Here is a 7428-nt window from a genome sequence, read left to right on the forward strand (position 1 = left end):
GTATTATATAAATAAATTAAAAATTTATGAACAATTAGTATCTTAAATAAAAAATATTAAATAAAATAGAATAAAAATAAATTTAAATGAATATAACTAAACTCATCATTCTTAGAAAAATAAAAAAATAAAAAAAATTATTAAGCACGTTGAATTAACAGCAACTTATTAATAGAATCAAGAACAGCCAAAATACTTGCCATGACAATATCCTGATTGGTGGACCTTCCGGTAGATTTATTTCCATGAGAATCAGAACTGATTACAAATACTTCTGCTAACGCATCAGTACCGCCAGTAATAGCTTCCAGATTATATTCTTCAAGTTCCACATCAATAGAATCCTGAATTAACGATTTAATAGCATTTAATGCAGCATCAATTGGACCAACTCCAATGTTAGCAGTTTCTTTTTCTTCACCATCAATTTCCAATTTTACAGTAGCCGTAGGGGAAACATTTGATCCTGAAGATAAACTTAATCCTTTAAGGACAATAGGAGTTTCACGAGCTGCACCTAATTCAATAGTAGCAATAGCTATCAAATCATCATCTGTGACAGTTTTTCCTGTATCGCCCAAAGACTTGATTTCATCAAAAACTTTACAAAATTGTTCTTTATTCAGGTCAATGTGATATTCCTTAAGTTTTGATTTTAATGCATTGGCACCTGTGTGTTTACCCAAAACAATACGTCTGGAATGACCAACAAGTTCCGGAGACATAGGTTCATATGTATTTGCATTATTTAAAATACCATGAACATGAATGCCGGATTCATGAGCAAAAGCATTATCACCTACAATAGGCTTATTAACTGGCATTTTCACACCGGTGAAACGACCAACCAAATTGGATAAACTGTATAATCTTGTTGTATCCAATCCCAAATCAATACCATAAGCAACTTTAAGAGTAATTACCAATTCTTCAAGAGAACAGTTTCCAGTTCTCTCACCCAATCCATTTACAGTTACATGAGCCTGATTGGCACCACATTCCAAAGCAGTTAAAGAATTAGCTGTAGCTAACCCAAAATCATTGTGAAAATGAACACTGATTGGAGTGGAAAAATTATTTTTAATGTCTGTAATCAATTCACGTGTTAAAACAGGTGTTAAAACACCGACAGTATCGGGAACATCTAAAAAATCAACTCCGGCATCAACAACTTCATTAAAAACCTCAAATAAAAAATCCCTTTCAGTACGAGTGCCGTCTTCAGCTGAAAATTCTACAGTCAGACAATGGTCTTTTGCATATTCCACAGCACTGACAGCAGTGTCGATGATTTTTTCTTTAGACATTTTAAGTTTATAATCACGATGCAGAGGGGAAGTACCTATAAAGGTGTGAACATAATCCAAATCCGAATCAATAACTGAATCAATATCCCCTTTAAGTGAACGTGCCAAACCAACTAAAGTAGAATCCAAATCCAAAGAGTTAATTTTTCTAGCAGACTCTATTTCACCTTTTGAAGAGGCTGGAAAACCAACTTCAATTTTATCAACACCCAAATTGTTGAGCTTTTGAGCAATTTGCATTTTTTCATCGACTGTTAAAGCAACTCCAGGAGTTTGTTCGCCGTCCCTTAAAGTCGTGTCAAAAATATAAATCTTATCGGCCAAATTCATATCGTCATTTTTTAGAACTTCAATATTCTTCATTTAAATACATCCAGATTGAATAATATAATTTTGTCTTTCAACAAATAAAACTTTTAAAAAAAGATAAGAAATAAAAACTATTTCCTACCTTTAATTTTTTTTACAACAATAACGAAAACCGCTAAAATTACAATTAAAACAGCTATTGAATAAAATAATTGGACTGAACCTGGAACCTCATGTTTTTCTAAGTTTAAGGAATACATATATCCAGAATCATCGCCAAAGAATAAGCTGTTTCCATTAATTACCGGTGAAGATGTGATTTTAGAGTTAAATAAAAATGTTCCAGGATTATAAGTAAATTCTTCAATACCTGTATATTTATTTAAAACATAAAAATTACCGTTATTGCTTCCAAAGCAAATCAGTTTATCCTTTAAGGCAGGAGTTGAGCGAACTTTATCACCGGTTGAATGACTCCATTTAACAGTTCCATCCCTTACGTCAATACATGTTAAATTGCCTTCATCCGAACCTACAAAAACACTGTTGTCATGTTCATCAACTGTAGGGGAGGAAATTATTTTATTATTTAAATCTACTTTCCAATTCAAAGATCCGTCAGCTTCATCCAAACAGTATAAGCTTCCGTCTGTAGAGCCAAAGATAACTGTTTCGTTAACATATGTAGGGGAGGATAAAATCTCATCACCGGTTGTATATTCCCAGTTTTTCTCCTTATCAGTTCCAATGCTATACATTTTTCCATTAGTAGAACCTATATAAATAGAATCATTGACAACTATCGGGGATGACTTAAGCTCACCATCTAATTTCTTATTTAATTGAACTTTACCGTCCTTATCAAAACCGAAGAGATGTCCGTCATCGCTTCCAAAGTAAATAACATCCTTATAGAAAAACGGAGTGGATTCAACATCATTGCAATCATAATCCCACATGATTTTATGAGTATTGATGTTTACAACTTTTATTCCATCTTCACAACCTATATATAACCTGTTGGAATTTACTATAGGTGATGAATTGGTTTTAGATTCCAAATCAATTTTCCATTCTTCCTGACCAGTTTCCATATCAATAGCTTTTAAAATTCCTTCACTGGAAACAACATAAATATAATCATTATAAATTGCTGGAGATGAATGAATAGGAGATTCCATGTTAAAAGTCCAAAGATTAGTTACAAAATCTGAATTTTCAACTCTGTAAGCAGTATGATTAAAGTCTCCCGCAAAAGAATTCCAGTTTTCACCAGCAATTGGAGAAATACATAATATAGCTATAATTAATCCAATTAACAATTTTTTATACATTTAAAAACCTCCTATACATCCCTGTTAAATCGTTTTACACCTATTATAAAGAACAGAAGAGTAAAACCTAAAAGTATAACCAAATCAAACCATACATCGCCCAATGTTTGGCCTTTAAGCATTATTCCTCTCATTGCATCATTCAAATAAGTTAAAGGGAATACATATGCCAGTTTCTGTAAAATCCATGGCATGGTTTCAATAGGGTAAAATACACCTGAAACAAACATCATAGGCATGGAAAACGGCATGACTATTTGAGCATAGTCCTCCTGAGTGGAAGTTCTTGCTGAAAAGAAAATACCGAATGAAACAAAACATAAAGCACCCACGACCAATACAATAAACGTCTGCAGTATTCCTCCCTTGATACTGACATTGAACAGTAAAATAGCCATTACGATTAATATTAAAGCTCTAAATAATTCAATCAGAAGTTTAGCTGCGATTTTACCACCTATTACAGTTGAAACAGATGTCGGAGTCATGAATAATCTTGCAAGTTCACCTGTTTCCCTTTCACCGGCAATGGTCGCACCCATTCCCATCATACAACTGAACATCACTGTCATTCCTAAAACCGCAGGAACTAAAAAGTCGATGTATTTAATATTTCCATAAATCTTGTTAATATGTAAACTTATATCATCCTTAAAATTGCTTAAGGAATGAACTAAAGAAGGTTCTATACTTGCATTTTGTGTGGATACACTTGTTTGGGAAGCGGCGACCACATTGGACAATCTGTAAAAAATACCCTGAGTGGAAGATTCAAGAATCTGTGAAGCCATCTGATCTGATGAATCCAAATATAAAGTAACCGATTTCTGCTGAGAAGAATCATCATCATAATCCGATGGTAAAATAATGGCCGCTTTTACTTCACCATTATCCACCCTATGTTTTCCCTCATCCATATCATCAATAACTTCCACAACATGATATGTTTCAGTAGTTTTTATAGTATCTAAAGTTAAATCAGTTAAATTACCGTCAGATTGAGAAACGACGAGAATTGGCAAATCTGTCATTTCACCACCCATTCCATAACCAAACAGTAAAATCATGATTATTGGAAATGCAATGATGGATACTAAACGTCCAGGATGTCTTTTAAGAGAAATCAATTCTTTTTTAATCATCCACCAAAATTTCTTAAGCTCTAGCATCTTCATCCACCTCCGCCGTAGCCTTTATAAACACATCTTCAAGAGAAGGTTCCTCAGTATAAATTGATTTGATAATTCCGCCGGAAGCAATAACATCTTTTAAAATATTTTGAACAACCATATCATCAAAAGCATCTATTCTTAGATTAATACGACCGTTTCTTGCAATTTCTACACTTCTCACATCATCCATATTTTGAAGATTGGAAACAATATTCTCATCATGATTTTGAAGCAAGAATGACATTTTTCTTAAACTAAGATTTTCCAATTTTTCCTGAGTTGATTTTGAGACCTCATTTTCAGAGTGAATTTCAGACAATGCATCAGTTAATTCCTTTTTATTTTCCTCTAAAAGAGAATCTTTTAGGCCCTGCGGAGTATCATAAGCTACCAAATTGCCAGTGTTGATGATACCTACATTATCGCAGAGCATATCAACTTCATGCATATCATGGGAGCATAAAATAATAGTATGACCATTATCATTCAATTCACGAATTAAATCCCATAGTGTACGTTTTGTAGTAGGATCAAGCCCAATAGTCGGTTCATCTAAAAATAAGATATCCGGACGGTGAACCAGACTGGCCACAAGTGAAGCCTTTTGTTTCTGACCCCCAGATAATTGACCAACCCTTTTATCTCGGGCATATTCAATATCCACAAGTTCCATCAAATCCTCAATGCGGGAATCTCTTTCATCAGCAGGAATTCCATAATAATCAGCACATAATTGCGAATTTTCCATAACAGTCAAATCCTTATACAGACTTACCTGCTGAGGAACCATTCCCAAAAGATTTCTTACCTCATCAGGATTTTTTTGAACGTCATATCCGCAAACAGTAGCACAACCAGAGGTAGGTTGAATCAGACAGGTAAGCATCTTAATAGTTGTGGTTTTGCCTGCCCCGTTTGGGCCTAACATTCCAAAAATTGATTTATTCGGAATTTCTAAGTTAAGAGAATTAACAGCCTTAAAATTATTGTTATAAATTTTTGTAAGTTCATGAGTTTCAATTGCGTTTTTCATTGTTAATCTCCTTTCCAGTCATGTCTTCAATAAAATTAATCCATGAAGGATTAGTTAAAATAGATTTCATGTGACTTTGAATATGATTTAAAACTGTTATCCCCTCACCAGTTATTGAATAATACTTGACTCTTTTATTGTTTTCATTAACTTTCCATTCTCCAACAATTAACCCTTTTTTCTCCATTTTGGATAATATAGGATAAACTTTACTGGAGTTGATAGAAAAATCACATTCCGTATCCTCAAAGTTAAAAAAATCATCCAGCTTCTTCATGATTCCATAACCATGAATAGTTTGTTTTGAAATAATCCATAAAATCAGATTATGAGTTATTCCATTAGTAAAAAATTTTATTAACTTTTCAGGAGAGTTATTGATATTTTTTTCTTCAGTCATATTTCACCATATGTCAAAATTTGATATATATTAACATTTATTATATATATGAAACTAATATTTAAATATGAAACTTGGATTTACAACATTAGCGCTATTTATGGAACCTACAATTGACATAATCAATCTAGCAAAAAAACACCAATTTGAGATTATTGAAATACTTGCGGAAGATCCATTATACGAAAAAGACAATACTCCATTTATAGACTGTGGATTAGATATTCGTATGCATGCAGCCACTGTAGACATTAACATAGCGAGTATTAATAAAGGAATTCGAGCAGAAAGTGTCCGCCAAATGATTTATTGTGGCCAATATGCAGAAAAGATTGGGGCAAAAACAATAACCGTACATCCGGGAATAATTGGAAGGAATGAACCTCATCTTAGAAAATGGGCACTGGAAATGGCAATAGAAAGTGTTGGAGAAATTATGGACAACACAAACGTGGAAATTTCAGTTGAGAATATGCCGGTTCGTCAAAAGTTTTTAGGAAATAAGGTCGAAGAAATCGAAATGATTCAGGAAGCAACAGGATGCAGTCTGACCATAGATACAGGCCATGGAAATACATGTGGAAACCTGGAAGAAATGCTTGAATTAAAAAACATTAGTTATTGTCATTTAAATGATAATGATGGAGTTAAAGATTCACATATTCCATTAGGTGATGGAACTTTAGACTTGAATTTACTAAAAAAGATTGATACTGCAATTATAGAGTTAAATAACTTCGATAATATCTTAAAAAGTAAAAAAGTTATTGAAAACTTATAATTTATTATTTTTTTAAAGTTATTAGTTATAAGTTATAACTGAATTAATTGTTATCACTTATAAGTTATAAGTTATAAAATCAAAAAAAATAATCAGAAATCAATTTGAGTGACCTCAAAAATATCATTGATAACATAATCTGTCTTATCCATCATTTTAGGAGACACTTCTTCCTGCTGTTCAATGGTTAAAACACTTACATCAGCTTTTTTAAATGCCAATAAATCATTAAGACCATCACCAACCATCATGACCTTATATCCGCCATCTTTTAAAATAGAAACAACTTCACATTTTCCCCTGGTTGAAACGGTTCCATAAGCATTGTCTTCAGGAACATCCAACATGTTGGCCAATCTGTTAATAGCACCCTTTCTGTCGCCGGAAGCTATATAAATTTCAATTCCTCGGGATTTTAAGGTTTCGACAGTTTCAAAAACTTTAGGAAAAAACTTGCCTGCTGAAGTAATGGTGTATGCAACCTGACCCAAATCCATGTCTACAATCAAAGCGGACCCATTGCACAGTTCCATGTGAGGAATCTTCTCACCTAAAATATCAAAGCCGTCTGTAATGTCTGAAATTGTAGTGGCAGATTCACGGTCAAGAATTTCTTTAACTTCAGCTTTTGAAACCTGTTTTGTAGAGAAACTAACATCAAAATCAATATTATACTCTTTTATTACATCGGAAATTAAAGTATTAGGGTCTAAATTAAGGAGTTTGTTTGTATTAAACTGAAGAACCACCAACGCCAAAGCATCAGCCGAATCTATTAAATCCAGAGAGTTGATGTTGGTAAATATGTCTCCACTGAATACATCTTTAATAACCCTATACCTCTCAATTAATGTTCCGGAGTTATCAAATACAACAGCCTTTTTCATGGTTAATAATAACATGAAAAAAATATTTAAAATTTGTGAAAAAAAACAACTTTATAAACCTTAAAAAATAAAATAATAATATTATAATTTACGATTATTAAGGTGTTTTAATGAACGTTATTGAAAAATTAAACTCCATTAAAAGTGGAGAAATGACAGCTAAAGAAAATGTTGAAGGCTTCATTAAAGTTATCGATGAAAATAA

7 protein-coding genes are annotated in these 7428 nt (G+C 32.7%); 1 reads left to right on the forward strand and 6 read right to left on the reverse strand.

The genetic code is table 11. The features are described 5' to 3' along the window. Positions 1-140: 140 nt before the first annotated feature. The 5 genes from Q0P94_RS10090 to Q0P94_RS10110 form a co-directional block, all read right to left on the reverse strand. Positions 141-1670, reverse strand: a complete 1530-nt coding sequence (locus Q0P94_RS10090; RefSeq protein ID WP_295116221.1) for a 2-isopropylmalate synthase — start codon at positions 1668-1670, stop codon at positions 141-143. Positions 1671-1747: 77 nt separating this feature from the next. Beyond that, positions 1748-2950 (reverse strand): PQQ-binding-like beta-propeller repeat protein, encoded by a 1203-nt coding sequence (locus tag Q0P94_RS10095; RefSeq protein ID WP_295116223.1) that lies wholly within the window; start codon positions 2948-2950, stop codon positions 1748-1750. A gap of 11 nt (positions 2951-2961) precedes the next feature. After that, the gene (locus Q0P94_RS10100) at positions 2962-4119 is read right to left on the reverse strand and encodes an ABC transporter permease (RefSeq protein WP_295116252.1); all 1158 of its coding nucleotides are present in this window, start codon (positions 4117-4119) and stop codon (positions 2962-2964) included. Further along, the gene (locus tag Q0P94_RS10105; protein WP_295116225.1) at positions 4106-5155 is read right to left on the reverse strand and encodes an ATP-binding cassette domain-containing protein; all 1050 of its coding nucleotides are present in this window, start codon (positions 5153-5155) and stop codon (positions 4106-4108) included. Before Q0P94_RS10105 ends, Q0P94_RS10100 begins: the two co-directional genes overlap by 14 nt. Then, positions 5139-5555, reverse strand: a complete 417-nt coding sequence (locus tag Q0P94_RS10110; protein ID WP_295116227.1) for a PadR family transcriptional regulator — start codon at positions 5553-5555, stop codon at positions 5139-5141. Before Q0P94_RS10110 ends, Q0P94_RS10105 begins: the two co-directional genes overlap by 17 nt. A gap of 67 nt (positions 5556-5622) precedes the next feature. On the opposite strand from Q0P94_RS10110, the gene Q0P94_RS10115 reads away from it, so the two are divergent. Then, a complete protein-coding gene (locus Q0P94_RS10115) occupies positions 5623-6336 on the forward strand; it encodes a sugar phosphate isomerase/epimerase (RefSeq protein ID WP_295116229.1) in 714 nt (237 codons plus the stop codon). A gap of 92 nt (positions 6337-6428) precedes the next feature. Here the strand turns inward: Q0P94_RS10115 and Q0P94_RS10120 are convergent, their stop codons facing one another. Then, complete coding sequence (locus Q0P94_RS10120) at positions 6429-7223, reverse strand: HAD family hydrolase (protein ID WP_295116250.1); 795 nt, start codon at positions 7221-7223, stop codon at positions 6429-6431. Positions 7224-7428: the final 205 nt, after the last annotated feature.

This window comes from uncultured Methanobrevibacter sp., assembly GCF_946184425.1.
Taxonomy (GTDB): Archaea; Methanobacteriota; Methanobacteria; order Methanobacteriales; family Methanobacteriaceae; genus Methanocatella.

What these genes read in the sequence shown, in the direction of transcription:
- Q0P94_RS10090 (WP_295116221.1), bottom strand. Translation starts at nt 1,670, where the DNA reads ATGAAGAATATTGAAGTTCTAAAAAATGACGATATGAATTTGGCCGAT.
- Q0P94_RS10100 (WP_295116252.1), bottom strand. Translation starts at nt 4,119, where the DNA reads ATGCTAGAGCTTAAGAAATTTTGGTGGATGATTAAAAAAGAATTGATT.
- Q0P94_RS10105 (WP_295116225.1), bottom strand. Translation starts at nt 5,155, where the DNA reads ATGAAAAACGCAATTGAAACTCATGAACTTACAAAAATTTATAACAAT.
- Q0P94_RS10115 (WP_295116229.1), top strand. Translation starts at nt 5,623, where the DNA reads ATGAAACTTGGATTTACAACATTAGCGCTATTTATGGAACCTACAATT.
- Q0P94_RS10120 (WP_295116250.1), bottom strand. Translation starts at nt 7,223, where the DNA reads ATGAAAAAGGCTGTTGTATTTGATAACTCCGGAACATTAATTGAGAGG.
- Q0P94_RS10110 (WP_295116227.1), bottom strand. Translation starts at nt 5,555, where the DNA reads ATGACTGAAGAAAAAAATATCAATAACTCTCCTGAAAAGTTAATAAAA.
- Q0P94_RS10095 (WP_295116223.1), bottom strand. Translation starts at nt 2,950, where the DNA reads ATGTATAAAAAATTGTTAATTGGATTAATTATAGCTATATTATGTATT.